The organism is Agathobaculum sp. LCP25S3_E8, assembly GCF_052117165.1.
In the GTDB taxonomy this organism is placed as follows: Bacteria; Bacillota; Clostridia; order Oscillospirales; family Butyricicoccaceae; genus Agathobaculum.
Map to the genome: position 1 here is coordinate 1 of NZ_JBQKJR010000015.1, position 23484 is coordinate 23484.

At 53.0% G+C, this 23484-nt stretch carries 24 protein-coding genes and 1 pseudogene; 16 read left to right on the forward strand and 9 right to left on the reverse strand.

Annotated elements, in window-relative coordinates; translation table 11 throughout:
- The first annotated feature begins 490 nt into the window (after window positions 1–490).
- The 7 genes from agaB (at window position 491) to yajC (ending at window position 5849) form a co-directional block, all read left to right on the forward strand.
- A complete protein-coding gene (gene agaB / locus ACTQ34_RS07340; protein WP_441363213.1) occupies window positions 491–967 on the forward strand; it encodes a PTS galactosamine transporter subunit IIB in 477 nt (158 codons plus the stop codon).
- 34 nt (window positions 968–1001) lie between these two features.
- Window positions 1002–1826 carry a PTS mannose/fructose/sorbose/N-acetylgalactosamine transporter subunit IIC gene (locus ACTQ34_RS07345; RefSeq protein WP_441363214.1) on the forward strand — a complete coding sequence of 275 codons (825 nt, stop codon included), beginning with the start codon at window positions 1002–1004 and terminating at the stop codon, window positions 1824–1826.
- A complete protein-coding gene (locus ACTQ34_RS07350) occupies window positions 1816–2817 on the forward strand; it encodes a PTS system mannose/fructose/sorbose family transporter subunit IID (protein WP_441363215.1) in 1002 nt (333 codons plus the stop codon). Before ACTQ34_RS07345 ends, ACTQ34_RS07350 begins: the two co-directional genes overlap by 11 nt.
- 111 nt (window positions 2818–2928) lie before the next feature.
- A complete protein-coding gene (locus ACTQ34_RS07355) occupies window positions 2929–3624 on the forward strand; it encodes a hypothetical protein (RefSeq protein ID WP_441363216.1) in 696 nt (231 codons plus the stop codon).
- A gap of 29 nt (window positions 3625–3653) precedes the next feature.
- Complete coding sequence (gene agaF, locus ACTQ34_RS07360) at window positions 3654–4082, forward strand: PTS galactosamine/N-acetylgalactosamine transporter subunit IIA (RefSeq protein WP_373164682.1); 429 nt, start codon at window positions 3654–3656, stop codon at window positions 4080–4082.
- A 116-nt stretch (window positions 4083–4198) separates the two neighbouring features.
- On the forward strand, window positions 4199–5380 hold the full coding sequence (locus ACTQ34_RS07365; protein ID WP_441363217.1) for an SIS domain-containing protein: 1182 nt from the start codon (window positions 4199–4201) through the stop codon (window positions 5378–5380).
- 193 nt (window positions 5381–5573) lie between these two features.
- The gene (gene yajC, locus ACTQ34_RS07370) at window positions 5574–5849 is read left to right on the forward strand and encodes a preprotein translocase subunit YajC (protein WP_373164684.1); all 276 of its coding nucleotides are present in this window, start codon (window positions 5574–5576) and stop codon (window positions 5847–5849) included.
- A gap of 22 nt (window positions 5850–5871) precedes the next feature.
- Here yajC and ACTQ34_RS07375 read toward each other — a convergent pair whose 3' ends face one another.
- A complete protein-coding gene (locus ACTQ34_RS07375; RefSeq protein ID WP_441363218.1) occupies window positions 5872–7047 on the reverse strand; it encodes an AraC family transcriptional regulator in 1176 nt (391 codons plus the stop codon).
- 181 nt (window positions 7048–7228) lie between these two features.
- Here ACTQ34_RS07375 and nagA point away from each other — a divergent pair, with 181 nt between their 5' ends.
- Together nagA and ACTQ34_RS07385 are read left to right on the forward strand one after the other, a co-directional pair.
- Window positions 7229–8374, forward strand: coding sequence for an N-acetylglucosamine-6-phosphate deacetylase (gene nagA, locus ACTQ34_RS07380; RefSeq protein WP_441363219.1), 1146 nt, complete (start codon window positions 7229–7231; stop codon window positions 8372–8374).
- Entirely contained in the window at window positions 8367–8897 is a 531-nt protein-coding gene (locus tag ACTQ34_RS07385; protein WP_441363220.1) for a hypothetical protein, read from the forward strand. The genes nagA and ACTQ34_RS07385 overlap by 8 nt, the downstream gene beginning before the upstream one ends.
- Before the next feature lie 51 nt (window positions 8898–8948).
- On the opposite strand, the gene fba is transcribed toward ACTQ34_RS07385, so the two are convergent.
- Window positions 8949–9800: a class II fructose-1,6-bisphosphate aldolase gene (gene fba, locus ACTQ34_RS07390; RefSeq protein ID WP_441363221.1), complete on the reverse strand. Its 852-nt coding sequence runs from the start codon at window positions 9798–9800 to the stop codon at window positions 8949–8951.
- A gap of 228 nt (window positions 9801–10028) precedes the next feature.
- Here fba and ACTQ34_RS07395 point away from each other — a divergent pair, with 228 nt between their 5' ends.
- The gene (locus ACTQ34_RS07395) at window positions 10029–11351 is read left to right on the forward strand and encodes a class II D-tagatose-bisphosphate aldolase, non-catalytic subunit (RefSeq protein WP_441363222.1); all 1323 of its coding nucleotides are present in this window, start codon (window positions 10029–10031) and stop codon (window positions 11349–11351) included.
- 57 nt (window positions 11352–11408) lie between these two features.
- On the opposite strand, the gene ACTQ34_RS07400 is transcribed toward ACTQ34_RS07395, so the two are convergent.
- The 6 genes from ACTQ34_RS07400 to gpr all read right to left on the reverse strand — a co-directional run bounded on the left by ACTQ34_RS07400 (window position 11409) and on the right by gpr (window position 16778).
- A complete protein-coding gene (locus ACTQ34_RS07400) occupies window positions 11409–11744 on the reverse strand; it encodes an arsenate reductase family protein (protein WP_441363223.1) in 336 nt (111 codons plus the stop codon).
- A gap of 61 nt (window positions 11745–11805) precedes the next feature.
- A complete protein-coding gene (locus ACTQ34_RS07405; protein WP_441363224.1) occupies window positions 11806–12639 on the reverse strand; it encodes a hypothetical protein in 834 nt (277 codons plus the stop codon).
- Entirely contained in the window at window positions 12632–13264 is a 633-nt protein-coding gene (locus tag ACTQ34_RS07410; RefSeq protein WP_441363225.1) for a Ger(x)C family spore germination protein, read from the reverse strand. Before ACTQ34_RS07410 ends, ACTQ34_RS07405 begins: the two co-directional genes overlap by 8 nt.
- A complete protein-coding gene (locus ACTQ34_RS07415; RefSeq protein ID WP_441363226.1) occupies window positions 13261–14712 on the reverse strand; it encodes a spore germination protein in 1452 nt (483 codons plus the stop codon). The genes ACTQ34_RS07410 and ACTQ34_RS07415 overlap by 4 nt, the downstream gene beginning before the upstream one ends.
- A gap of 44 nt (window positions 14713–14756) precedes the next feature.
- Complete coding sequence (spoIIP, locus tag ACTQ34_RS07420) at window positions 14757–15815, reverse strand: stage II sporulation protein P (protein ID WP_441363227.1); 1059 nt, start codon at window positions 15813–15815, stop codon at window positions 14757–14759.
- 75 nt (window positions 15816–15890) lie between these two features.
- Window positions 15891–16778 (reverse strand): GPR endopeptidase, encoded by an 888-nt coding sequence (gene gpr, locus ACTQ34_RS07425; protein WP_441363228.1) that lies wholly within the window; start codon window positions 16776–16778, stop codon window positions 15891–15893.
- Window positions 16779–16919: 141 nt separating this feature from the next.
- On the opposite strand from gpr, the gene rpsT reads away from it, so the two are divergent.
- From rpsT to ACTQ34_RS07445, 4 genes are all read left to right on the forward strand, one after another.
- Entirely contained in the window at window positions 16920–17183 is a 264-nt protein-coding gene (rpsT, locus tag ACTQ34_RS07430; RefSeq protein ID WP_054326254.1) for a 30S ribosomal protein S20, read from the forward strand.
- Between the two features lie 420 nt (window positions 17184–17603).
- Entirely contained in the window at window positions 17604–17885 is a 282-nt protein-coding gene (locus ACTQ34_RS07435; protein ID WP_373164697.1) for an autorepressor SdpR family transcription factor, read from the forward strand.
- The gene (locus tag ACTQ34_RS07440; protein WP_441363229.1) at window positions 17872–18525 is read left to right on the forward strand and encodes an SdpI family protein; all 654 of its coding nucleotides are present in this window, start codon (window positions 17872–17874) and stop codon (window positions 18523–18525) included. The genes ACTQ34_RS07435 and ACTQ34_RS07440 overlap by 14 nt, the downstream gene beginning before the upstream one ends.
- A gap of 217 nt (window positions 18526–18742) precedes the next feature.
- Window positions 18743–19834, forward strand: a complete 1092-nt coding sequence (locus tag ACTQ34_RS07445; RefSeq protein WP_441363230.1) for an S-layer homology domain-containing protein — start codon at window positions 18743–18745, stop codon at window positions 19832–19834.
- A 49-nt stretch (window positions 19835–19883) separates the two neighbouring features.
- Here ACTQ34_RS07445 and ACTQ34_RS07450 read toward each other — a convergent pair whose 3' ends face one another.
- Entirely contained in the window at window positions 19884–21200 is a 1317-nt protein-coding gene (locus ACTQ34_RS07450; protein ID WP_441363231.1) for a hypothetical protein, read from the reverse strand.
- A gap of 176 nt (window positions 21201–21376) precedes the next feature.
- On the opposite strand from ACTQ34_RS07450, the gene ACTQ34_RS07455 reads away from it, so the two are divergent.
- Complete coding sequence (locus tag ACTQ34_RS07455) at window positions 21377–22447, forward strand: tetratricopeptide repeat-containing glycosyltransferase family 2 protein (RefSeq protein ID WP_441363232.1); 1071 nt, start codon at window positions 21377–21379, stop codon at window positions 22445–22447.
- Window positions 22448–22630: 183 nt separating this feature from the next.
- Window positions 22631–23392: pseudogene (locus ACTQ34_RS07460) on the forward strand (hypothetical protein); the annotation flags it as partial.
- Window positions 23393–23484: the final 92 nt, after the last annotated feature.

The window sequence follows — 23484 nt, forward strand, 5'->3', positions numbered from 1 at the left end:
TGGTTGTGGAAGGAGAAGTCTTCTCCATTCATGTTTGTACTTTTTTGGCCTTTATACGCCAGAAACCCGGCTTATGCCTGACGCATAGGCCGGGTTTCTCGACAGACTGAGGCCGTCGGCATATGCCGACGGCCTTTTTGTACTTTTTAACGGGAAACGTGTACTGAATCGGTTGTTTAAACAGAAAAAGAAAAGAAGATTGTTAACATTTTAACTTATTTTGTGCAATTATCCTGCCTAGGAAGACGAAAATGTACAGTGTCCATGATGTGGGGACAATTGTCCTGTGCATTTTGGGTAAAATGACCAAATCAAAAATGCAAAAAAACGGATAAAAAGTGCAAATTCATTAAAACACTTTTCTGGTAGAATAAAAAATGTAGTTTAGAGGATGCATTTCATTGTTCCCAGATGAAATGTTTCCGCTTTGTGAAAGAGAGGGGAATTAGTCAACACGGCCAATGCAAAAACTGGAGAAAGGGGAAGGTTTATGCCAGATATTGTATTAACGAGAATCGACAACCGTCTTATCCATGGACAGGTCGCTACCCAGTGGTGCGGCATTGTCGGGGCCAATCTGCTGCTTGTTGCAAACGATGCTGTATCGACTGATGAGTTCCGTCAGGGACTGATGAACATGGCTGCGCCGTCTTATGCGCAGACCCGTTTCTTCTCGATTGAGAAGACCATCAACATCATCGGTAAGGCGTCGCCGAATCAGCATATCGCAATCATTTGCGAAACGCCGCAGGACGTCCTGAAGCTGGTCGAAGGCGGCGTACCGATTAAAAAGGTGAACATTGGAAATATGCATATGGCGGATGGGAAACGTCAGGTTGCAACTTCCGTCGCAGTGAACGACGATGATGTAGCATGCTTTAGAAAGCTGCAGGAGCTGGGTGTGGAGCTTGAAATTAAGAGAGTTCCGGATACGCCCGCGGAGAATATCGAAAAACTGTTTAAATGATATTTACCCGAAAGCACCTGGAAAGGAGTAAGTAATGGAAATTACCATCATCCAGGCGATCTTGGTCTTTGTGGTAGCCTTTATCATGGGTATCGACCAGTTCAGCTTCCTGGAATCTTTGTATCAGCCGATCGTAACCTGCCCGATCATCGGTGCCATCCTTGGCAACTTTGAGCTTGGCGTAGTTGTCGGCGGTTCTTATCAGCTCATCCAGATCGGCTCGATGCCGATCGGCGGCGCTCAACCCCCCAATGCGATCCTCGGCGGCATCATGGCTACCGTATTCGCAGTTTCGCTCGGCATGGAAGCTACGCCTGAAGGCGTTGGCGCTGCGCTGGGTCTGGCAATTCCGTTCGCGGTATTCGGCCAGTATGCAGTTACCCTGACCTTCACCATCATGTCCGGTATGATGGCCAAGGCTGACAAGTGCGCGGAGAACGCGGATGTCAAGGGTATTCGTAACATCAACTTCATGGAAATGGCGATCCTCGGTGCGCTGTTTGGCCTGCTGGCTGTTGCCGGTCTGTACGGCGGCTCCGCTCTTGGCCAGACTCTGCAGGACCTGTCCTTCCGGTTCTCTTGGGTCATGGCAGGCCTCGACGCTGCTGGCGGCGCGATGAAGTTTGTCGGCTTCGCAATTCTGATGAAGGTTATGATGTCCAACGAGATGTGGGGCTTCCTGCTGGCAGGCTTTGCTATGGCTCTGCTGTGCGCTGCTAACGCCTCCACCTCTGGCGCAACCCTGATTCTGTGCGCATTCGTAGGCGCTGCAATCGCGATCTATGACTTCTCGATCAACACGAAGATCAAGGCGAACGCTGGCGCTGGCAACATGGGAGGTGACTCGGATGGCATATAATATTCCCGAGAAATATCAGGATCTGACACCGGCCCCGGCGCTGGACAAAAAGACCCTGAATAAGATGGTTTGGCTGTCCTGCTTCCTGCAGGCATCCTTCAACTACGAGAGAATGCAGGCTTGCGGCTGGCTGTGGGGCATGCTTCCCGGCCTTCAGAAGATCCACACCAACAAGGAAGACCTCAAGGCTTCCATGGCACATAACCTGGACTTCCTGAATACCCACCCGTTCCTCGTAACGTTCGTTATGGGCATTGTGCTTTCGCTCGAGCAGAACAAGGCTGATACCCAGACGATCCGTTCTGTACGTATTTCTGCTGCCGGCCCGCTCGGCGGTATCGGTGACGCGCTGTTCTGGTTGACACTGGTTCCGATCACTGCAGGTCTGACCGCGAATATCGCTCTGCAGGGCAATATTCTCGGTGCAATCCTGTTCCTGATCATCTTTAACGCAGTGCAGTTTGCCGTTCGTTTCGGCCTGATGTACTGGTCTTACGGTCTGGGCACCAAGGCAGTTACCATGCTGACCTCGAGTGCGAAGGAGTTCACCCGTGCGGCGAGCATCCTCGGCGTATTTGTAGTCGGCGGCCTTATCGCAAACTACGGCGGCACCACCGTTCGTATGATCGTTGGCGATACCCAGATCAACATTCAGTATCTGCTTGACGGCATTCTGCCCAAGCTGATCCCGTTGCTGATCACCCTCGCTCTGTATGCCCTCATCAAGAAGGGCTGGACGCCGGTTAAGTGCATCCTGCTCATTCTGGTTTGCGGTATCGTAGGCTGTGCATTCGGCATCTGGACCGGTAACTCGCAGGCGATGGACGCTGACGGCAATACCATCCCCGGCGGCTACAATCCGCTGGTCGAGTGGTATGATTATCCGGAACCCGCTCCGGCTGAAAAGACCGGCCAGCAGGCTTGGGATGCGCTGACTTCGGTTGTTACCGAGCTGCAGCAGTCCGGCGTGACGGTTACCATGCCCGAATAAAATAGAACAATTTGTCAGAGCATGTGCTCCGGCAAGATAAAACGATAGGGGGAGATGGCGATTCGGATCATTTCCCCCTATTGATTGAAATGTGAGAAATCAGGTGTTTGTGTGAGTGCAATTACGGCGTCGGTCATATTTCTTCTGTTTGCCTGTTATATGGGCGTTCAGGTGATAAAAAATTTTCAGCTTCGGCAACTGAACGGCAGTCTTGGACGCAGGGATTATGAAACAGTGGAGAAAGTGGCAGATATGTCGATGTCCCGCAAGCTGCTGGGTGATTATACGTGTGATCTGTATAAGCTGCGCGCTTTGTATTTGGCGAAAGATACCGCGCGGTTTGAGGAAATGCTGCATCACATGATTGCCGCAACGTATAAAAATCCGGCGGATAAGAAAAGTTTTCTGGAGCAGTATTTCCATACGTTCCTTTTAAAAGAAAATAAAAAATATGTGGATTGGCTTTTGGAAGCGATTCGGCAGACCGGGGACGAGAAGCTCATACGGTACACGGAACAGGCCTACGAGGTTGTGATTAACAAGCGCAGTGATCTAATTGAAACCATGGATTCGCAGATCGATGCAAAACAGTATTATGGTTTTCGTTTGGGCGTAATCCTCTACATGATTGCCAGACAGTATGAGTATCTTGGTGACGAGGAAAACGCAGGAATCAATTACCGGAGTGCAAAGGTATGTTTCCCGCCAAAGGCCATCTATATCCCTGCGATACGAGAGAGCCTGAAACGGTTGGGACAGCCGGAGGACATACAGGAAGGAATGCGTGCACAAGCACGCCGCCGTTGAAACAATATGATGGAGATAGGAGAAGAACAATGATCGGATTACTGGTAACTGGACATGCAAATTTCGGTTCCGGACTGACAAGCTCGCTCAATTTGATTGCCGGTGAGCAGGAAAACTATAAATATGTGGATTTTCTGCCGGAATACAGTCTGGAGGACCTGTCACGGGAACTGACCAAGGCAATGGATGAGCTGAAGGATTGCGAAGGGATTTTGGTCTTCTCCGACCTGCCGGGCGGCACACCATTCAAGACGGCGGTTGAGGTTGGTTTTCCGCGCGGCAATGTGAATGTAATTGCCGGCACAAACTTGCCGATGATGGTGGAGATTGCGATGTCGCGCAAATTCATTGATGATCTGGAGACGCTGACGCAGACCGCATTGGAAACCGGCAAGGAGCAGGTTGTTAGATACGAATTTAAGAAGGTTGAGCAGCAGGAATCGGACGACGGTATCTAAAGGATACGGTTTGCCAGCATGCTTGCTTTCCCCTTGCACACATAAAAAACATTTTGGGTCATGACCTGCCATGCGCATAAAAATACGCAGGGCGGGCCCGAAAGGAGAAAAACAAAATGAACAAGATTTTTGATGTCACCGCAGATAAGATGAAGGAGACTATGTCCACCTTTACGCTCAGCGAGATTTATCAGCAGCCGGCAACATGGAAAAAGACCTGCGCGCAGATCAAAGCGCACAAGGATGAGCTGAAACAGTTTATCGATCAGGTGATCACCTGTGAAGATTTTGATGTTATTCTGACCGGTGCCGGCACCAGCGAGTTTGTGGGTAACGCACTGTTCCCGGCGCTGACCAGCAAGCTGAACTATAAGGTTAAGTCCTACGGCACAACCGATATTGTAGCAACGCCGGAGGCATACTTGTCCCGCACCAAGCCCACGCTGCTCATCAGCTTTGGCCGTTCTGGTAACTCGCCGGAGTCTGTCGGCGCGATTGATGCTGCCGAGGCAGTTTGCGACAATATCCATCACCTGTTCGTCACCTGTAACAAGGATGGCGCGCTGTCCAAGCGTGCGGCGACAACGGATAACTGCTACGCCATCAATCTGACCGAAGAGACGCACGACCAGAGCTTTGCAATGACTTCCAGCTTCTCGAACATGTATCTGGCGACGTTGCTGTGTTTCCATCTGGATGATCTGGATGAGACAATTGCCAAGGTAGAGAAGATCATGGCGGCCGGTCAGGCTTTTCTGGACAACAAATATGGTGTTGCACAGAAGATTGTGGACGAGTACGACTTCAACCGCATCGTATATCTGGGCAGCAACTGCCTGAAGGGCTTTGCACAGGAGTCTGCGCTTAAGATGCTGGAGCTGACTGCGGGCCGCGTGGTAACCATGTATGATACGCCGCTTGGCTTCCGTCATGGTCCCAAGTCCATTATTGATGACAACACGATCACCGTGGTTTACCTGAGTGATAATGCATACACCCGTCAGTATGAAGTGGATCTGGTCAAGGAAATGAGCGGCCAGCGCAAGGGCAACAAAATTGTGGCTGTTATGAGCAAGCCGGATGATGCGGTGGCGGCGCTTGTGGATTACACGGTGGTTTGCGACTTGGCAGATGAGAATGAGAACGCGCTGCTTGGTCTGGATTATATTCTGTTTGCGCAGACGCTGGCTGTGCTCAAGTCTCTGTCCATGGGCATCACCCCGGATAACCCGTGCCCGACCGGCGAAGTAAACCGTGTGGTGAAGGGTGTTACGCTGTATCCCTACACCAGAGCGTAAGAAAGCCTGTTAAAAAAAGAAGCATGACTACCGCGTCCGAGATAATATCATGTTTACGCGGAGATGGTGGTAGAATCATGCGTTCCCCGTGCGGCATGCGTAAAGAAAACGGGGCGGCCGCAGCCGCCCCGTTTGCATTTTGTCTGCCGTGTCATACGGGAGAGATACCAAATGCGAGGAGTTTTAAAACAATATGAATTGGGAAGTAATCCTGTGGACCTGTATAACCATTGCTGTACTGCTGATCGTGGTGGCGTTGGTTGTTTCCGTTATGTCGGCGCGCAATATGCGCAAAAGCCGTGAACGGATGGCACAACTGCAGTCGGATATCAAAGTTGGAGCATCCATCATGTTTGCGGGAGGCATTTACGGCAAGATTGTAAAGATCAAGGATGATCTGATTGACGTGGAAGTCAGCAAAGGCGTTGTCATTCAGATTTCCCGCTATAGTATCCAGACGGCAGAATAAAGAAGAACGTACGGCTGGGCGGTCAGTTGTTCTCGCTGGCCGCAACTTCCTTTGCGTATTCACTGGGAGAAAGCTCAAAGTACTTTTTAAACAGCCGAGAAAAATAATGAATAGAGCTAAAACCAAGCATATCAGCAATTTCACTGATGGTATACTGGCTTTCTCGAATCAGCTCCTTGCTTTTTTGCAACTTAATATTGAGCAGATAGCTTTTCGGGGAGTTGTGCAAATACATTTTAAACAAGGCCTGCAGAGAGGTGCGGGACATAAAAAACTTGTGGCAAATTTGCTCGATGGTAATAGGTTCTGTTACCTTTTCTTCCATGTATGCCAAAATCTGCTGAAGCAGATCGCTTTGCGAGTTCTGGTTGAGACTAAGCAGATTGTGTTCTTCTTCCAGTTCATTGCAGAGCAGACACAGGCGTGTGATGACTTCCTGCAAATGGCAAAGCATCAGCGTTTGCGCATGTGGCGAATGCATTGTGCGCTCTTCGATGATTTTATAGAGTGCATCGCGTAAACCGTTGGTGCAATGAAATACATGATTGAACAGGATTTGTGATTCGGAAAGCTCCATATCAAAGGATATGGATAAGTAATTGCACGCACTGTCCTTGGTCAACCGCTTGGCATGGTTGCTGTCCGGTTTACATAGGATGAGATCGCCTGCAGCCAGTGTGCAGCTTGTGTCGGCAAGGGTTACAGTCAGTGTGCCGTTATGTACGTAGAGCAATTCAAAATATGCATGGCTCGCTCGGTTGAAGCAATAGGCACGTTCTTCAGTGAAATAATAGTGGTCCAGAATTTCCAACACATTGAAGCGGACTGGCTTGAGCTGGAAAGTATATGGTTCCGGCATTGTAAGTTTGGTATAGCGGTTTTCCGGCGCAAGCAGATAATAGGCTGCTTCATCGGAGACCGGCAAAATGTTGAAACAAACGCCTGGATTGATTTTCAAATAGTGGTGAATAGGAAAGGCTTTTAGATCAACAGGATCGGGCTGGGAGCCGACCACAATCGAAGCCAGCCCGCTAATCAATTCAATGTATACTTCACAAGGAAAGCAGAAGAGCTGCTCCATTGTTTTGGTATGCGTAAAAAACTGCATACAGGCAAGATGGTGTTCCTCTAAGTCGATCGGTTCATAATAAACCGACCCGAATTCGAGAAAACTGTCATAAAAAGCTTGATTATTCATGGCGATTCCCCTATTGTCTGTTGCTTTGCATATCTTTCAGCAAGTACAAATCTACTTTCTATTCTAGTATATTTTTAAGGTAATTGCAAGCATACCCGTATGAAAGCGCAAGAAATCATGCACGAAACTGCAATAGTGTATGAAAAACGCATAGGTACAATGGGATAGCAGGAGGAGAAAAATGATCATTCAAAGTAAAAAGGTTTGGTTTGCCGATCAGTTTGTCGCAGCGCAGATTGAGATTGAGGATGGGAAAATTACCGGCATTTATCCGTATGGCACGAAACCGGTTGACAAGGATTATGGCAACGAGCGTATCCTGCCGGGCTTTATCGATGTGCATTGCCATGGCGCATATGGTTTTGATACCAATGATGCGGAAGAGGAGGGTCTACGCTATTGGGCGCGTAATATTGTGCAGGAAGGCGTCACTACATTCCTGCCGACTACGATTACGCAGAGTGAGCAGGTCCTGACTGCGGCGCTGAAAAATGTCGCCAAGGTGGTTGCGGACGGCTATGAAGGTGCGGAGATTCTGGGCGCGCACTTTGAAGGTCCCTATCTGGATATGGTATATAAGGGTGCACAGCCGGAGCAGTATATCGTCAAGCCCACGGTGGAGCAATTTAAAAAATATCAGGAGGCGGCGAACGGTCTCATCAAGTATATCACTATGGCGACCGAAACCGATGAGGATTTTGCTTTGACCCGTTACTGCAGCGCGCACGGCGTGGTCGTCAGCATCGGACACTCTGCTGCGACTTATGAGCAGGCAGTGATGGCGGTTGCCAACGGCGCCCATACGATGACCCATGTTTACAACGGCATGACGCCGTTTAACCACCGTGCCAACGGGCTGGTTGGTGCGGCTTATCGTATCCGCAGCATGTATGGCGAGGTCATCTGCGACGGCAATCACTCGACTCTGGCGGCGCTCAACCAGTTCTTCCACGAGAAGGGCGCGGACCACGCGGTATTGGTCACCGACGCGCTGATGGCGAAAGGCAAGCCGATCGGCTCGAAGTTCCTGTTTGGCGGCAACGAGATTGAAATTTATCCGGACGGCAGCGCGCATTTGACTTCAACTGGTGGTCTGGCGGGTTCGACACTGTGCGTCAACAAGGGTCTGCGTATCCTGATCGAAGAGGCGCAGGTGCCGGTCAGCACAGCCATCAACGCATGCACCAAGAATCCGGCGGCCTGCCTCGGCATTGAGGATCGCAAGGGTGCGATCAAGGTCGGCTTGGATGCGGATCTGGTCGTGCTTGACCGCGATTACAATGTGCTCCAGACTTATTGCAAGGGAAAAGGAATGTTAGATGAGTAAGAAACAGCAAATCCCTAATACCCAGCTTTCTGGCCGGAATATTTATTCGGATAAGAAAAAACGTGTGATTTATTATGACACTCTGACCAAGCAAGGCTATGTGATTGAAAAGAAGAACGAAGGGAAGATTCTTTTCTTTCAGAATCGTCTGACCATCATCCTGTTTTTGGCAATTTTGTGCGCCGGTACGTTTCTGAACTGGATGCAGGCGACACTTGCCGGTGTAGCACTGTTTGCGGTGGTGGAAATCTACTATCGCGCGGTGTTCTTCAAAAAACTGGATGTAGTCGCAGATGTGGATTTTGGACGGCGTTTGACACCGCTTCAGTCTATCGTTGCCAGAAAAAGCCGTGAAAAAGTGCTGGCGCTTATTGTGCTGTGGGCTGCTTTCGCGGTGCTCGTGCTGGTTAACGCCTATATGGAGCAGTATTCCATCGGCCTGATGGTCTTCAGCGTGGGTTTGGCCATCGTAGGCGCATATTTCTGTGTGCTGCATATCGTGGCGCTGACCCGGATGAAGTAACAAAGAAAAACCCATCGCCTGCGCGATGGGTTTTTATCCGAAACAATGGAATCAGACCTTGCCGGCGGAACCGCAGACTGCGATTTTGCCCTTGACCGTCTCAACGACGTTTGCAATGCCGACTTTACAGTATTTCTTGGGGTCAAATACATCTGGGTCTTTCCGGAGATACTCCTTGACGCCGTCGCTGAACGCGATGCGCAGTTCGGTGGCAAAGTTGACCTTGCAGATGCCACGGGTGATGGACTCGCGTACCGCATCGTCCGGCACGCCGGATGCGCCATGCAGCACCAGCGGGATGGATACGACTTCGCGGATAGCGCTCAGACGATCGAAATCCAGTTTGGGGGTACCCTTGTACAGGCCGTGCGCCGTGCCGATGGCAACCGCGAGTGAGCCGACACCTGTACGCTCAACGAATTCCTTGGCCTGCTGCGGATCGGTGAACGGGTTGCCGTCGCCGCCCTCGAGATCGTCTTCCTTGCCGCCGACCTTACCCAGTTCAGCTTCTACGCTGACGCGGGACGGAGCGCAGGCGTCGACAACCCGGCGGGTCAGTGCAATGTTGTCCTCAAAGGCATCGTGTGATCCATCGATCATAATGGACGTGTAACCGGTGCGCAGTGCCTGCATGGCAAGATCAAAGCTGTCGCCGTGGTCAAGGTGCATGGCGACCGGTACATTTGTGCGCGCGGCTGCCGTCTTTACCATTGCCAGATAGTAGTCCAGACCGGCATACTTGACGGTGGACGGAGTGGTCTGCATGATGACGGGGGAACGCATCTCTTCCGCAGCCTGAAGGACGGCCATGACCATCTCCATGTTTTCCACATTGAACGCGCCGACGGCATAATGACCGGCCTGTGCGTCCAGCAGCATTTTTTCTGTTGTTACCAAAGGCATAATCCAACCCTCTTTCTCCTGCATAATGCGGGATGTTTTGTTGCATCTATTTTACCACAGGGGATTCTGGATGAAAAGCCTTGCTTGTGATAAATGCGCTGCGTGGCAGATTGTTATAAAAATGAAATTATTATTTCAAACCCAAAGCAGAAAATTAGAAATTATGTTACCATATAAGCAGAACCGCATGGCTTTGCTGTGGGATTGCTGAAAATAAGAGGAGGAATTTTGATGAATTATAATCCGCTGAAAAAATTGGTAGAACTCCAGAAGCAGGGCAAAAGCGTCGGCATTTATTCAGTATGCAGTGCAAATGGTTATGTTATCGAAGCAGCGCTCAAGCGCGGCCTGTCGGACGGTTCCTGCGTGCTGATCGAGTCGACCGCCAACCAGTGCGACCAGAACGGCGGCTATACCGGTATGAAGCCGATGGATTTCAAGCAGTTTGTGCTGGGCCTTGCAGACAAGGTTGGTTTTGACAAATCTAAGCTGTTCCTCGGCGGCGACCATCTCGGCCCGCTGACTTTTGCAGGTAAGCCGGAAGCAGAGGCAATGGCAGATGCGGAGGAGCTTATCCGTCACTATGTTGGCGCGGGCTTTACCAAAATTCATATCGACACCAGCATGAAGGTTGCAGATGACGACCCGAATACCCGTTTGAGCGACGAGACGATTGCTCGCCGCGGCGCGCGTCTGGCGCGTGTGGCCGAGGACACCTACCACAAGCTGCTGGAGAGCGATTCGAACGCCATTGCGCCGGTTTACATCGTCGGCAGCGAGGTGCCGATTCCGGGCGGTCAGGTTGGCGCGGATCAAGGCGTGCAGGTCACCCGCGTAGAGGACTTTAAGAACACGGTTGCGACTTTTGAGAACGCTTTCCGCAAGGAAGGTCTGGATGAGGCGTGGAACAATGTTATCGCGGTTGTCGTGCAGCCGGGCGTGGAAGAAAAGGATAGCGGCTGCACCGAGTACGACCGCGCCAAGGCAGCGGAGCTGATGGCGTCGATTAAGGACTTCCCGAACCTTGTGTTCGAAGGACACTCGACCGACTACCAGACTAAAATCAAGCTGCGCGAACTGGTCGAGGACGGTGTAGGTATCCTCAAGGTTGGTCCGGCGCTGACGTTTGCAATGCGCGAGGGTATGTTCGCGCTGGCATATATCGAGCAGGAGCTGCTCTACGGCACAGATATCGAGCCGAGCCACTTTATCGAGGCTCTTGATGAGGCGATGCTCGCCGACGACAAGCACTGGAAGAAGCACTATCAGGGCACGGAATTGGAGATTCGCATGAAGCGCAAGTTCTCATTCTCCGACCGCTGCCGCTACTATATGCCGACCCCAGGGGTGGAAGCGGCAAAGGAGCGCCTGATCGGCAATCTGCGCAAACTGGGTATTCCGCTCAATCTGCTCAGCCAGTTTATGCCTATCCAGTACACCAAGGTGCGCGAAGGATTGCTGGAGAACGATCCGGTTGAGCTGGTCGAGGACCGTATCATCAACACCATGGACGAATATCTGTACGCAACCCATCAGAAGGAATTGATGTAAGCATTTGGGATAGCAAAAAGGACGGCGAAAGCCGTCCTTTTTTGTTTTGCACGTAATTTATTCCCAGTTTGCCCACACGTCGGGCTGGTAGCCGACAGTGGCCTGTCTGCCATTGCGCACGATTGGTGTTTTGAACAACGTGCCGTCCTCAAGCAGTTTTTCTTTTTTGTCCTCGTCGTAAGCAAGATAGGCGAGTGAAGCATAGCCCTTGCTTTTTTCGTCCAGCACTGCGTCCAGCCCGCCCACGGCTTTCAGTACGCTGTCCAGCTCGCCGCGCGACATACCCTTTTGCGCTAAATCTATCATCTGAAACTTGATGCCGCGCTCCTTAAACCAACGCTGCGCTTTTTTTGTGTCAAAGCACTTGCTTTTGCCGAAAATCTGAATATTCATTGCATCCTTCTCCTTTGCCATCAGTATAGCAAAGCGTGCGGCGGGACGCAAGGGCAATCCGCTATTGCTTTGCACGCCGTGATAGGTGTAAAACACCGTAGGAGTGAGAGAAGGGCAGCAGCAGTACGCAGGCGAGCGCAGCGCAGCGCCCTAATTCACAAAGTAGCAGCGGTACGGCGAAAAATACTTCTCCGTGGCGCGCAAAATCACCGATGGCGGCAAGTCCGGCTGCGGAGAAATTGGGATAGGGCAGCAGTGCGGCGGTGTGTACGCCCAGAAGGAGCGTTGTGCGCAGCGAAATTAATGCGAACAGTGCACCGCCGGCGGATAACCCGCGCGCGGCAGCGCCGGAAAGCCGTTCCGGTAACGACAGGGACAGCACAAGTGATGCGGGCAGTAGGCGCAGCAAAATGCGAACGGTTTCGTGCGGCAGAGTTGCGTCGGGCATACTCCAGTGCGTCGGCTGAAGCTGAGAGACGGTCAATATGCCGCTCAGAACGATGACCGCACCCGCCAGCCATGCCACCGGTAGTGCCCACATAGCGCAGCGGTTAAGTCCGGATGTCGCAGCGAGCAGCGAACAGACCGTCAGAAGCAGGATTAGACTCCAAAGCGGACGGGTGGAAAATACTGTGCTGCGCAGAAAGACACCCATACGAGCAAGCGAGGATGCAATCGGCCATAGGGCAAACAGCGCAAGCAGCCATTGCAGTACGGGGGATTGCTGCCAGATGGGGGCAAGCCGCGCGCCGCCCGCACATAGGAGTGCGCAGATGAGACTGGCCAGCGCTGCGGCATATACGGTTTGTCCGTTTGCGGGGGTGTACAGGATTTCACTCAGGGGGAGTAGGGCGAACAGCGCAGCTCCCCAACGCGAAAACAGACGTTCACGCATGCGTACCGCCTCCAATCTCATCGCCGTCGAGGAAACAGGACAGGCGCTCGTTTGCAAAAACGGCTGTGCCTGCGGGTGCAGTCTGACCGAATTCATCCAGATACAGTGCAGGCAGGATGGCGGTGCCGTCGGCGTGCAGTACTTCGGAAACACGATAAAGCGGCATGTCAGGCAGTGTGCCTTCCTGTGCGGCGCGGTCAAGCAGTTCACTGAGTGCATAAACTTCGTCATCATTTTGCAATAGGTCGGTTGCTGTGCCGTCGCGCACAACCGCGACACGCAGACTGAGGCGCACGTCATTTTCCGTGCACAGGTAATCCGCCAGCGGCAGGATGCTTTCCTCTGCGACGCTTTCGCTGATGAGCAGTACTTGGGCGTGGCTCAGATACAGCTCTCCCGGCAGGATGTTGCTCAGGTTGGTCAGCAGCTCGGGCAGGTCGCGTCCTGTGGCGGAAAGATAAGCAGGTGAGGCGGCATCATCCAGACTGTCCTGACGCACTACCTCGGCGGTCAGCCGGTAGACATCGTCCGTGCGGTCGAGTGCAAGCGCAGAAACCGGTGAGACTTCGCGTGCGCAGCCGCACAGCAGCAGGGAAATTAGCAGTAGTATTCCGGGCAGTTTCAAGGTTTGTCCCCCTTTGATGAATTCCGTTTGACCGCAAAACGGTCATGCCGCATGAAAAACCATGGTGCGCGCAGCCATGCGTCCTCCTGCTCAGCCTGCACGCGCGGAATGAGGTTGAGCAGATAGGGCACCGAGCACGAGTGCATCCGACAAAGCCACGTTAATACCAACGCGAGTGAGAGACTGACACCGTACAGACCGTAAGCGGCAGCTCCGGCCAGCAGCGCAAAACGCAGCCACAGGGTCGCAGTTTGCAGTTTAGGAACCATTAGTCCGGTCACACCTGCAATGGCGACTACAATAACGGTCGGCGCGGCGGCGAATCGCGCCGACACCGCAGCCTGTCCCAGCACCAGGCCGCCCACGATGCTCATTGTCTGGCCCATTGCGCCCGGTGTGCGCGCGCCGGCTTCCTTGAGCGCTTCCAGCACGAGCAGCAGCAAAAAAGTTTCCCATCCAATGGGCAGCGGCACCCCACGCTGCGCCGCCGACACGGCGAACAGCAGCCGAGCGGGAACCAGCTCGCGGTGATACAGCATCAGTGCAACATAGACCGCGGGAAAGGTGATGGTAAATACAAAGCCTGCTACACGCAGCAGGCGGGACAGGTTGGCCTGCAAAAAGTTAATATAGTAATCGTCGTTGGACTGGAAGCACTCTTGAAACAGAAAGGGGGCGGTCAGCACGACTGGACTGCCGTCTACTACGATGGCGCAGCGGCCCTCCACCAGCCGTGCGGCGACTACGTCCGGGCGTTCGGTCGTGCCGAGGGTGGGAAAGGGTGACAAGCGGTGGTCGCGGATACGCTCAGCCAGATAATTGGCGTCGAGTACGCTGTCGATTTCAAGTGCTTCCAGCTTGCGCTTGAGATGGGTGATCAGCTTTTGCTCACACACGCCTGCCAGATAGCAAAGGCAGACGACTGTATTGGTGCGGCTGCCGATGCGCAGAAAGGTGAATTTCAGCCGCTTGTCGTTTAGCCTGCGGCGGATGAGGGCGAGATTGGGCATAAAGCATTCGGTAAAGCCTTCGCGCGGGCCGGAAAGCACACGCTCGTTTTCCGGCTCGGACGCGCTGCGCACGGAAAACCCTTTGGTGTTAACCACGACCGGCCGCGCGTCGCCCTCAGTGAATACCACTGTGTCGCCGTACAGGAAAGAGGCAAACAGTTTAGAAGCATCGGTTTCGACGCGGCTGTCGTTGATTTGCAGCACGGTTTGGCAAAGTGTTTCCGCCGAGGCGCGGGTCAGGTCGGAGCAGACAATCGGCCGAATGACGCTTTGGTTGATGGCGATGTTATTAACCATGCCGTCAAAGAAGAAAACGGCACAGGAAAGACCGGCATGACCAACTGCGCGGCGTGTGACGAAGGTGTTATCTCCTTGAAAAATCGCCTGCATCAGGCGGATATTGCTTTCCAAATCGGTGGAAAATGTGATGGAATCCATGGTTTCACCCCTTGTTGGGGTATTTTGTGCCAAACCGGACAGGGTTATACGTTGTTGAGGCCATCAGCCAGCGTCTGTCCAAACAGACGGATTGCGGCGAGCGCTTCCGGCATGGTGTTGCCCGAGGAACCGACTTCAATCAGCATCGAGCCGGCACGTACATGCTGATTAAAGCGCTGTGTGCGCAGGTTGACCGGACGCATCAGGCCGGGGTAGGCTCTATTGAGCTGGTATTGCAGACCGGTGACATAATTCAGATTATCCTGCCAGTTCGGGTGGGTCAGTCCGCCGTCATCCGTGCCGACAACGAACATTAACTGTGCCATTTCCTCGCCGTCGATAGTGCAGGAGGTTTTGTAGGCTTGCCCGTCATCGGTCAGAATGGAGTCACGATGCAGGTCGATGACGATTTGGATAGACGGATATTCGTCTATTGCCTGTTCAATGGCAGCAAGCGAACGGTCATATGAGCCGGAATAGGCGGGAGAGTCGAAAATGTCGCGGATATGCACGGTTTCAATTCCGTTATCCTGTAAAATGCTTTGCAGTTCGTCGCCCACGCGCACGACGTTATAGCGAGTGTCGGTTGTGCGTTCATTTTCGGTTGGCGTATAGGGGAAGGCGGCATCCGGTGTGTAGCTTTCGCTGCCGTGCGTATGTACAATGAGCACCTGCGGGCCGTCTCCGTTGACATGGATGGTAGCATCCGATGCCAGACAGGCCGCCACATCGACCGCATAGGAGGTTTCATTATTGATGGTGATGGTAGCGGCCTTATCTGCGGCATCCAGCACCGGATTATCGTTCTCGTCCGTCTGCGGGATATAGGTGCTCTCTGCAAGCGGGCTTTCCGCGTCCTCGTTGAGGGCAGATGCCGCTGTGCGCGGTACAAAAACCGCAGCCTGATCGGGGGAAAGTCCAAGTTCAAGCGACACTGCGCGTAAAATGAAATCACCGTTTCCGGCCAGACGGGTCAGCGCCTGCTGCGCGGTGGATTCGCCGCCCATACGCGAAAACAGCAGCAGCGAGGCAGCAATGCACAGCGTAACGGCGGCAGGCAGACCGATGCCGTGCCGCCGGGTGGATTTTCTGTGTATTCTCATCGTTGCCACCTCCCTGCGTTTTGTTATATCATACGCCCGTCCGTGCGCGAGTATGACCGAAAGATGGCGGGAAGTTTAAGACAAATACAGGTCGATATCGCTGACGGTCAAATGGGGGTGCAGCGCCATGTTGACGGCGTAGCCGATGACGCGGGCGATATCGGCGACTTCGCGGTCGATGTCGCGCGTGGTGACCATAACCGGCAGGGATAGGTCATCAAGCGCTTCACAGGAAGGGCTTCCAAGCTGCGCGGCGATTTCGTGCGCAAGCGTTGCGCCGTCGACGACAGTCGGCACGCCGAGGGCGATGACCGGCACACCGAGTGTCTGGCTGTTGAGTGCAGCGCGCGCGTTGCCTACGCCCGCGCCGGGTGTGATGCCGGTATCAGCCAGCTGAATGGTGCGCAACAGGCGGCTGAGCCGTCCGGCGGCAAGTGCGTCTACCGCGAGTACCGCGGCGGGTTTGACCCGGTCCAATACACCGCAAATAACTTCGCCCGTCTCCACGCCGGTCTGTCCCAGTACGCCGGGAGCAAGGGCGGACACCGGCCGCCAGGAAGCGAATACGTCCGGAACCTGCTCGACCAAATGCCGTGTGGCTATCACATGGTCGATTGCCTGCGGGCCGATGGCGTCTGGGGTAATCATGCGGTTACCCAGACCTGCAACCAGCACCGGACCGGAGGCTGCGCTGTTCGGCAGCAGTTCCCCCAGCAGCGTACTCAGTGCGCGGCAGGCGCGGGGGAAAGCGTCCTCTTCGCGCCGAACAAGCGCATCCAGTTCCAGCGTCACATATCGGCCGCAGGGCTTGCCGATTTCGTGCGCTGCGTGCTCGGTTAGGATTTCTACTTCGTTGACTGAAAAGCCTTCAATGGTGCGGTCGGACTGCCGGACCTGTTGTACGTCGGCTGCGTGGGACAGATTTTGTACCGCCTCAACTGCCAAATCTGTGCGAAAAGCCATGTGTATTCACTCCTTTTTTTGAGTATTTTACGGCACACCGGATTTTTTATACAGAATCATGGAAAAAAGACTTGCATTTTGGGAAAAGTGATGGTAGAATAGAAACACTGACGAATAGAAAACGAAGGAGGTGTTTTCGGAATGCCCAACATCAAGTCTGCAAAGAAGCGTGTCAAGGTTAACGCTGTCAAGGCGATGAACAACCAGATGGCCAAGAGCGCGCTCAAGACCACGCTGAAGAAGTTCGATACGGCTGTTGCTGCCGGTGATAAGGCGGAAGCGACTGTTGCTTATACGACCGCTGTCAAGGCGGTTGATCAGGCGGCTGCCAAGCACCTCCTGCATAAGAACAACGCGGCCAACAAGAAGAGCAAGATGACTGTCAAGCTCAACGGCATGGCGTAAGAGTTCGTAATAGAACAAAGGAAACCCCCGAGACTATCGTCTCGGGGGTTTTTTGTTTCCGATTCCGGCACAAGAATAGGATAGGTTAATATTTAGAAGAATGTCAAAATAATGCTTGACAGATGGGGTAAGATGAGGTATCTTTCAATTAGATAGTAATCTAAATGTTGGGAGGGCACAGCCTATGGGAATTGGCGTATGTGTAGTACTGCTGATTTTGGTGGCATTGATTATAGGGCAGGCGCGGGCTTTGGCGCGATGTCGGTTTTGGTGTAAATCGTGTGGTACGTTGTTTTCTCTTCCGTGGACCAGGTTGTTGTTTCGCCAGCATGTTAACGACGAATGGCGACTGACCTGTCCGCATTGCGGCAGCAAGGGTTGGTGTCCGGCGCGCCGCCCGAGAAAGGGTGAGGATGCAAAATGAGTTTTCAACAAACCTTTAAAGCATTGTCCGATCCCATTCGGCGGGATATTCTCGGATTGCTGCGTGCAGGCCCCATGGCAGCAGGGGAGATTGCTTCGCATTTTTCGGTTTCCGGCGCGACCATTTCACATCATTTATCAATACTGAAGGATGCAGGACTGGTGTTGGACGATAAGCAGGGCAAATACATTTATTATGAATTGAACATGTCTGTGGTCGACGAAATTCTGGAATGGGTCACGGCTTTGAAAGGTGGTAGCAGCAATGAAAAAGATTAGTAAAGGGCAAGTGGCTGTGTGGATTTTGGCGGTTATACCGGTAATATTGGCGGCGGCAGTATATGCGCGTCTGCCGGCGGAAATTCCGATGCAGTGGGACTTGGGAGGAGAGGTCGGCTATGAACCGAAATGGCATCTGTGGATTATAGCATGTCTTGGCCCGTTTCTGGCAGTATTATTTTATTTTATGCCACGGTTTGATCCAAAAACACGAAATTATACCAAGTTCTTCGGCTCGTATCTAGGATTTCAAGCGGTGATGATGCTGTTTGTCCTGATTATAAACGGCATCTGTGTGGTGGAGGGGCTGCGGCCAGGCACGGTCGATGTCGCAATGGTGATCTGTCTGGTGATTGGTCTGATGATGGTATATTTGGGTAACGTCATGCCGAAGTTTCGTATGAATTGGTTTTGTGGTATCAAAACTCCGTGGACGCTGTCCAGTGAAACCGTATGGAGACGCACACATCGCGTAGCAGGGCGGCTGTATTTCGCGGCGGGTGTGTTGGGCGTGTTGGGTGCATTTATACCGAATAATATCGTGCGTTTTGGACTGCTACTGGTTCCGCTGTTGGCGGCTTCTCTTGTGTCGACGGCATTGAGCTATCTGTGGTATCGTGCGGAACAGCGCGTCTGCTGACAGTAAAGCGGTGCGGCGTTCCCCACATGTAGAGGTTACAAAAAGAGACGTAAAAAGCGGGAAAAACGTGGAAAATTGCGGATAATGAAAACCGAAATAAGAATTTTATTCAACTTTTAACTTGCCAAGTGGGGACAGATATGCTATACTTTTGCAGTAAGTTTACATGAGTGGAGGAAATCCCCCATGTTGTTCACCTTACGGCAAGGAGAAGATTATGACAAGAACGCGTAAGCTGGTAGCAGCGATGCTGCTGGTTGTCGTTGTTGCGGTAAGCGTGCTGACTGCTGCGCTTGCAACGGACGACACGGAAACCTATGCGTATTTGCCCGATCACTCTGTTTATTTCTATGACGTTACAGAGCAGTACGCATGGGCTCACCGCGAAATTGATACGCTTGCGGTAGCAGGGGTAATCAAGGGAAGCGGTAATCATCTGTTTTTTCCGGGCAGTGCCATTACTCGGGCAGATTTTATTGTGATGCTGGATCGTGCTTTCGGTATGAGCAAGGCGTTGGACAGTGGCCTGATTGATTCCAGCGGCACCTTTGTGGATGTGCCGGGCAATACCTATTACAGCAAGTCTGTCACTGCGGCAAAGGCTTTCGGTGTGGCTACTGGAACGGACGATAACCGTTTCCTTCCGGAGCAAAACATGACGCGGCAAGACGCTATGGTGTTTCTTAAGCGTACACTGGATCGCACACAATTAACACTGCCGGCAGGCAGCTTATCAGGGTATTCGGATATTGACCAGATTTCCAATTATGCCCGTGAATCGGTCAGTGCATTGGTCAATGCGAGAGTTATCAGCGGTTCAAATGGTAAGCTGAGTCCGACGGCGAATGTCACTCGTGCGGAAATGGCGGTCATGCTGTATCGCGCAACACATCTGTTGGATGCGGGTACAAACGCGGTTTACGAGCAGCGTGGTAATGTGGTTAATATCTGCATCGGCGCACAGAGCTACTGCGATGTAGTCATCGAAAATTATGATTCCAGCGTGAAGTATCAGGGGTTGATGCAATATACCAATCTGCGGCAGGAGGACGGCGTAACCTATATTACGCTGACTAACCGGCAGGAGATTAACCGCACGGTATCCTATGCCAATGGACAGTTCACGTTTACTGTTCCGCAAGAGGAAAGCACGCTCACGATACCTGCGGCAGACAATTGTGTGGCGGTTGATGTAACGCAGCCGTATCATCAGATTGATGCGCCGGTCAGCACAGGGAGTGAGTACCGGCATTGCTATCCGTCCGTAGTGAACGGAGAGGTTTCGGTAATCTACTATACAACCGCATAACAAGGCATAAAAAATCCACCGGATGTGTCCGGTGGATTTTTTTCGTTTGTCAGTCCTTTGCCAAATGCAATCCATCGTAGCGGGTAACGTGGAAGGTATAGGGTAATGCGGTGGTTTCAAAACCGATTTCGCGCAGAACGGCGCGGATGTTCTCAACTAGATGATAGTTAAAGTCACGCTGAGAGATGGATACCTTGAGCGTATCTTTATACGAGCTAACCAGAATGCCGAATGGCTGGAAGGCACAGGGCAAAATGGCGGAATAATCCGCTACGAGCGGTTCCATGCTGGGCGGCAGCTTAAATTCACCGATATTGGTCAGAATAAAGCTGTCGCGGCGAATATAATCGCGCGCCTGCTGGCGCATCATCTGCTCTTTTTCATCAATGGGCATGTCCAATTTGTGTGATTTGGCAACGCGGTTTGCGTTTTTCAGCGCCCAGAATACCGCATGCGGTAAATTTTTCTGCGTGTCAAAGTAGGCTTTGCACGCCTGACAGGCCTCCCAAAACGGCATACTGAAATATTCATAGAAAAATGGGAGATCAAGCAGAGAAACAAAAAAGCGTGTGGTAGTGGTTTTGACGTAGGCGCGCAGGTCCATCGGTACCTCTGCGATGATCGGTTCGGTACGGTCCGTGCCTTCATAGTAGGTGCGGTACATGCCCATGGAGATTGCGGTCATCAGAAAGGTCATTGGGGTTACGCCGTTTCCTTTGGTATATGCAAGCACTTGTGGCAGCGACATCGTCAGCTCGGTGGTCAGCTCGTTGTCATCGTTGCGGCTGTCATATTCCGGCATGTGGAAGGAGGGGATATCCGGATGGTGGTCGGCGTCCGACTGCGGCATACCGCGCAGGCGCAGGTAGCCGTCCTCGCAGTCCTGCGGCGTAAACTGCGTTTCATTAGTGCGGATAGAACGACCGGGCTCTACCTCATGTCCCATGCCCTTGAGATAGTAGTATAAAATCGTGCGAATGAACTGGTCGAAGCCTCGGCCGTCCGAAATGCAGTGCTGATATTCCAGATAGATGGTGTTATCTTTGTAGCCGCACAGAAACAGATAACCGTTGGTGTCCTCTGAGCCGATATAGTACGGAGACAGGTCATTCATCGGCAGCACCTTGGGGGGTTGCTGTAGGATGCGGTAGCTGTATTGGGTATCGCCGCGGACAAGTCCCAGTCCAAATTGCGGGTAGCGGTCAAGTGTGGTGCGCACAGCGGCCAGCAGAACGCGCGGGTCAACCGGTTCGGTCATGCGGATAATGTGGCGCGGTGCGGTGGTCAAGTCTTTGTGCGTTGCATACATAAAAATGGCGCCGTAACTATCTACTTTTAGCAGCGCATCTTGATAGGCTTCATTCATAACAGACACCTCCCATTACATTATTATATTATAAATCAAATCACGCTAAAAAAACAGTGAATCAACGCAGAATTTGGAAAAACATAACAGAGGTTTTCGGCGCAGGACGAGAGTCGGAGCGATTGTTCGGTCCCACTTGTCGTGAAAAAAGCATACGTTGGATGGGAGGGATTTATGTGGTTACGATTAGTTTGTGCATGATTGTGAAAGATGAAGAAGCTGTTCTTGCGCGATGTCTGGACAGTGCGGCGGAGATTGCAGATGAAATAGTGGTTGTGGATACCGGATCGTCTGACCGGACAAAGGAAATTGCGGCAAACTACGGACGGGTTTTTGATTTTGTTTGGTGTGATGATTTTGCAGCTGCACGAAATTATTCATTTTCGCAGGCAACAAAGGATTTTCTTCTGTGGCTGGACGCGGATGATGTTATCACACCGGAGGATAAAGTGCGTTTTTTGCAGCTGAAACAGGAGCTGGACCAGACGACAGATGTGGTTATGCTGCCGTATCACACCGCTTTTGACGAGCGCGGCCGTCCGTGCTACACCTATTATCGAGAACGACTGCTCCGGCGTGCAGCAGGATTTCACTGGGTTGGGGCGGTACATGAATGCATTACACCGTGCGGACACATTCGGTATGCAGATGCGGCAGTAACGCATCATAAAGAAAAAATGGTGGACAGTGATCGCAATTTGAAAATTTATGAGCGCATGTTGGCTCGTGGAGAGAAGTTGGATGCGCGCGCGCAATTTTATTATGCACGTGAGTTGATGACGCATCAGAGATTTATGCAAGCGGTTTCGGCATTTGAGAATTTTTTGCATAGACCTGATGGCTGGGTCGAAAATCAGATTGAAGCGTGCAGAAATCTGGCGGATTGCCTAGTGGCATTAGGAGAAAGAAAGCAGGCGCGGCAGGCGCTGGTGCGATCATTTGTGTTGGACAGTCCGCGCGGCGAAACCTGCTGTGCGCTTGCAGCGCTGGAAATGGAGGATGGCAGGCTGGAGCAGAGTCGGTTTTGGTATGAAACCGCCTTGCAAGTTCCGTATGCTGAGCAAAATGGTGCGTTTGTCAAGCCGTTGTGTTATGGATATATTCCTTGTCTGGGGTTATGCATGTGCTGTGACCGGCTTGGGCGGCATGCAGAAGCAGCGGAATGGAATGAACGGGCTGCGGTATATTGGCCGGACTCTCCGGCAGTTGCTTATAATCGACGGTATTTTGCAGATGTGCAGCATTAAGACGGTGGCAAGGAGAGGGGAAGAAGCATAGATTGAAATGCCGAATGCTTTTTCGGCAAATTCCTCGAAAGGAAGAATGATATGTATCATCGTCCTCAATTCGGTGGATGTGGAGACAGATATCGTTCAGCAGATGAATGGCTAGAACCGCTTTGCGGTGACTGTAGTTCGGAAGACCGACGAGGGCCGACCGGGCCGACGGGTGCGACCGGTCCGGCTGGACCGCGCGGCTGCCGCGGAGAGCGCGGTCCGATGGGCCCCATGGGTCCACAAGGGCCGATGGGCGTAACGGGAGCCACCGGAGCAACGGGTGCGACGGGTGCAACTGGCGTGAGTGGCAGTACTGGCCCCACTGGTGCAACCGGTCCGACAGGAGCTACTGGTCCGGCGGGTGGTCCAACCGGCCCGACCGGCCCAACTGGCCCGAGCGGAGCAACCGGCCCGACTGGCCCGAGCGGCCCGACTGGCCCGAGCGGAGCAACCGGCCCAACTGGCCCGAGCGGAGCAACCGGCCCGACTGGCCCAAGCGGAGCAACCGGCCCGACCGGCCCGAGTGGAGCAACCGGCCCAACTGGTCCAAGCGGCGCGACCGGCCCGACTGGCCCGAGCGGAGCAACCGGCCCAACTGGCCCGAGCGGAGCAACCGGTCCGACTGGCCCAAGCGGAGCAACCGGCCCGACTGGCCCGAGCGGAGCAACCGGCCCGACCGGCCCGAGTGGCGCAACCGGCCCGACTGGCCCGAGCGGAGCAACCGGCCCGACCGGCCCGAGTGGTGCAACAGGCCCGACCGGCCCGAGCGGAGCAACCGGCCCAACTGGCCCGAGCGGAGCAACCGGCCCGACTGGCCCGAGCGGAGCAACCGGCCCGACTGGCCCAAGCGGAGCAACCGGCCCGACCGGCCCGACGGGTGCAACCGGCCCCACCGGAGCCACTGGCCCAGCCGGTACCGGTACAGATGTGCAGTTATTGTCTGCCTACTCCATACCGCCTCAATCCGGTACCGGACAAACGCCGCTGCTGTTTGACCGGAATTCGCT

Coding starts and splice junctions, on each gene's coding strand:
- agaB (WP_441363213.1), top strand. CDS start 491: ATGCCAGATATTGTATTAACGAGAATCGACAACCGTCTTATCCATGGA.
- ACTQ34_RS07345 (WP_441363214.1), top strand. CDS start 1,002: ATGGAAATTACCATCATCCAGGCGATCTTGGTCTTTGTGGTAGCCTTT.
- ACTQ34_RS07350 (WP_441363215.1), top strand. CDS start 1,816: ATGGCATATAATATTCCCGAGAAATATCAGGATCTGACACCGGCCCCG.
- agaF (WP_373164682.1), top strand. CDS start 3,654: ATGATCGGATTACTGGTAACTGGACATGCAAATTTCGGTTCCGGACTG.
- ACTQ34_RS07365 (WP_441363217.1), top strand. CDS start 4,199: ATGAACAAGATTTTTGATGTCACCGCAGATAAGATGAAGGAGACTATG.
- yajC (WP_373164684.1), top strand. CDS start 5,574: ATGAATTGGGAAGTAATCCTGTGGACCTGTATAACCATTGCTGTACTG.
- ACTQ34_RS07375 (WP_441363218.1), bottom strand. CDS start 7,047: ATGAATAATCAAGCTTTTTATGACAGTTTTCTCGAATTCGGGTCGGTT.
- nagA (WP_441363219.1), top strand. CDS start 7,229: ATGATCATTCAAAGTAAAAAGGTTTGGTTTGCCGATCAGTTTGTCGCA.
- ACTQ34_RS07385 (WP_441363220.1), top strand. CDS start 8,367: ATGAGTAAGAAACAGCAAATCCCTAATACCCAGCTTTCTGGCCGGAAT.
- fba (WP_441363221.1), bottom strand. CDS start 9,800: ATGCCTTTGGTAACAACAGAAAAAATGCTGCTGGACGCACAGGCCGGT.
- ACTQ34_RS07400 (WP_441363223.1), bottom strand. CDS start 11,744: ATGAATATTCAGATTTTCGGCAAAAGCAAGTGCTTTGACACAAAAAAA.
- ACTQ34_RS07405 (WP_441363224.1), bottom strand. CDS start 12,639: ATGCGTGAACGTCTGTTTTCGCGTTGGGGAGCTGCGCTGTTCGCCCTA.
- ACTQ34_RS07415 (WP_441363226.1), bottom strand. CDS start 14,712: ATGGATTCCATCACATTTTCCACCGATTTGGAAAGCAATATCCGCCTG.
- spoIIP (WP_441363227.1), bottom strand. CDS start 15,815: ATGAGAATACACAGAAAATCCACCCGGCGGCACGGCATCGGTCTGCCT.
- gpr (WP_441363228.1), bottom strand. CDS start 16,778: ATGGCTTTTCGCACAGATTTGGCAGTTGAGGCGGTACAAAATCTGTCC.
- rpsT (WP_054326254.1), top strand. CDS start 16,920: ATGCCCAACATCAAGTCTGCAAAGAAGCGTGTCAAGGTTAACGCTGTC.
- ACTQ34_RS07435 (WP_373164697.1), top strand. CDS start 17,604: ATGAGTTTTCAACAAACCTTTAAAGCATTGTCCGATCCCATTCGGCGG.
- ACTQ34_RS07440 (WP_441363229.1), top strand. CDS start 17,872: ATGAAAAAGATTAGTAAAGGGCAAGTGGCTGTGTGGATTTTGGCGGTT.
- ACTQ34_RS07445 (WP_441363230.1), top strand. CDS start 18,743: ATGACAAGAACGCGTAAGCTGGTAGCAGCGATGCTGCTGGTTGTCGTT.
- ACTQ34_RS07450 (WP_441363231.1), bottom strand. CDS start 21,200: ATGAATGAAGCCTATCAAGATGCGCTGCTAAAAGTAGATAGTTACGGC.